Genomic DNA, 2,691 nt, shown 5'->3' on the forward strand with positions numbered 1-2,691 from the left:
AACCAGACCTTACTTGTTCCGAAGTCAGTGAGTTTGACCAGAAGTAGGATTTCTTATGTTTGCCAAAATATTCATCAATGTACAATTTAAAGCTACTGTCCCAAATTAATTGATTTGCATTTGCGAACCCACTTATATCAAATGTTTTCGCATTCACTTGAAAAGACATGAGGAAAAATACAAACAACATAATGCGCATAATTGAAATAAATCTCATCGGATAGAAGGTATTAATAGACACTGGCATCGTCAATTAGCCGTTATAAACAGGTTGAAGTGTCAATTCTAGCCGAAAGTAATACAATCAATTCAAGGCGTTACCTTGATTGTCGTTCCAGTTTTATGAGTAAGCAATGTAATAACTGAGAGTTGTATTTAGATATAAGTGATTGTTTTATTTTAATACGCTTAGTTAATAGCTATCTTGTGTGTAGGAGATTTGGAGCAGGTTACGGGATGGAAGGCACTAAGCATGAGAGTTACCTTTTGTTTCCTTTGATTAACAGGTCGCTCCCGTGTCAAAGTAGGTAACTCTCTTATTCAGGCAAAGCGCGTTATCATATTGCGCTTCTTGCTTGGTTAGCGTTTGTTTTTCAGATAACGCTTGCGGCGTTCTTCTTTTTTCTTGGCTTTCTCTTCTGCTTTACGCGCCGCTTCGATTTCCACTTCAACCAACTCTTGAGTAATCATCTCTGGTTTTTCTAGCGTTAGCTGGCCAAGTGTTCCGCTACGCAGCTCGTGCAATAGAATTTCAGAACATTTATGCAGATCGATGTGGCCACCCGCGCGTAGTGCGCCACGCTTACGGCCGATCTCTTCCATGATTTCGATGTCCGATTCAGGAAGTTCATCAATGTTATAACGCTCTTTTAAGCGCTCTGGATACGCTTGTGCTAGGTACTCTACCGTGTAGAACGCCACTTCATCGTATTCCATTGCCGTATCTTTAACTGCGCCAGTCGCCGCTAAGCGGAAACCACTGTGTGGGTTTTCAACTTTTGGCCATAAGATTCCAGGCGTGTCAGATAAGACAATGCCATTTTGTAGGTTAATACGCTGCTGACGGCGAGTCACCGCTGGCTGGTTACCGGTTACGGCAATAGTACGACCTGCAAGGGTATTGATGATGGTCGATTTACCTACGTTTGGAATACCCATGATCATGGTACGAATGTTTTTGCCAATCTCTTCACGGTGCGGAGCTAGTTTGCGGCAAAGCTCCATGATTTTGTACACTTCTTGCGGTTCAGACGTGGTGACCGCCATCGCCTTTACACCTTGCTCTTTCTCAAGGTGGTTAATCCAAAGCTCTGTCATTTCTGGATCAGCAAGATCTCGCTTATTAAGAACCTTCACCACAGGCTTATCGCCACGGATTTGCGAAATCATCGGGTTTTCACTGCTGAACGGAATACGTGCATCAAGCACTTCAATAATCACGTCTACCTGAGGAATGGCTTCTTCAATCTCTTTGCGAGCCTTGTGCATGTGCCCAGGAAACCATTGAATTGTGTTGTTAACCATTTGAATACATAGCCTTAATTGCTAGCTTTAAAGTTTTGAATGACAAAAAGTTCTAGCTAGGTTGGTTACATTTAATGGCGGTATTGTACTTGAATCGAGCCTTGTTATCTATTGAGTCTATGGTTTCGTATTTGGTAAAGATGGAAAGCACATCCTTTTCTAACTGCCAGTCCGGTAGGTTATAGGTTGATACAAAACAGTTTGCTTTTTGGTGTCATACAGTTGAGGTCGATCGATCGAAGAACTCTTCTAGGCTAAAAGCCGTCGGCTTAGTGTGCCGGACGGCTGAAGACAAAGTGAACAGTGGAACCAACGCCGAGAAGTGTGTACTCCTTCCCATCGATTGAAAGCAAAGTATCAACAAAGTGATCAAGGTGAAATCTCACCGATATATATGTGAGGCCAACTTTTTAGACTTTACCCAATCACGCCCTCATGGCTGATACGCCCCTTTGCCAATAGCTGCATTAGGGTAGTAGGCGACCTTTCCCTATTGGCTTAACGAAGCACTTATTTTGCCAACATCTTCGTCGTTTATACCAAGTCGCGCCGTAGAAACAGGCATAAAGTAAAAACAGAACAAAGTGAAAAGGCGAGCAAGGACGGTAATGCAAATGGCACTCAAGCTGGGCCATGTAGTCAAACAAAAATAGGCATGGTAGAGCCAACCACCACGGACAATGGTGTAGTGGGACAGACGCCGAAATTGGCCTTAGGAATTCCCTAGCATTACTTGAATACTCCAGCTCAAAGACGACCAAGACTTATACACATGACGACACAGGTTTTTGGAAATTCAGTTCGCCACTAGATGAGATAGTCGAGATAAAGTCCACAGTGGCTTCGCCACTATGTATAGGCAATGAAGGAAGTTTATAACAAGTGACAAAATCCAATTTAAAGAGGTTTGAGATATGTATGAGAAAGTAGAGAAGTCGAAAGAGCACAAAGATAGAGCGCTAGCTAATTCTGTTAAGCAAAAGGAGCACGGTTTAAAGCAACTTTTTAGGGCTGTGGTGGGGACCCCTGAAGGACAGACACGGGCAACCATTCTCAAGTTTAAGTCTGCATATCCGTATGGTCGTACTAAGGGGAACAAGCAGCTAGTCCAAATGAGGCGTCCCTATGATGAAAATCATTTATTAGCGATGGATGGCGCTAATGTGA

2 protein-coding genes are annotated in these 2,691 nt (G+C 43.0%); one reads left to right on the forward strand and one right to left on the reverse strand.

The window, feature by feature from the left end:
- Positions 1–579 precede the first annotated feature (579 nt).
- The gene (ylqF, locus tag UA76_RS11690) at positions 580–1,524 is read right to left on the reverse strand and encodes a ribosome biogenesis GTPase YlqF (protein ID WP_047046246.1); all 945 of its coding nucleotides are present in this window, start codon (positions 1,522–1,524) and stop codon (positions 580–582) included.
- A 914-nt stretch (positions 1,525–2,438) separates the two neighbouring features.
- Here ylqF and UA76_RS24720 point away from each other — a divergent pair.
- Positions 2,439–2,691 (forward strand): hypothetical protein (locus tag UA76_RS24720; protein ID WP_047046247.1); only part of this gene is annotated, 253 nt, incomplete at its 3' end.

The organism is Vibrio mexicanus, assembly GCF_001012815.1.
Classification (GTDB): domain Bacteria; phylum Pseudomonadota; class Gammaproteobacteria; order Enterobacterales; family Vibrionaceae; genus Vibrio; species Vibrio mexicanus.

What these genes read in the sequence shown, in the direction of transcription:
- ylqF (WP_047046246.1), bottom strand. Translation starts at nt 1,524, where the DNA reads ATGGTTAACAACACAATTCAATGGTTTCCTGGGCACATGCACAAGGCT.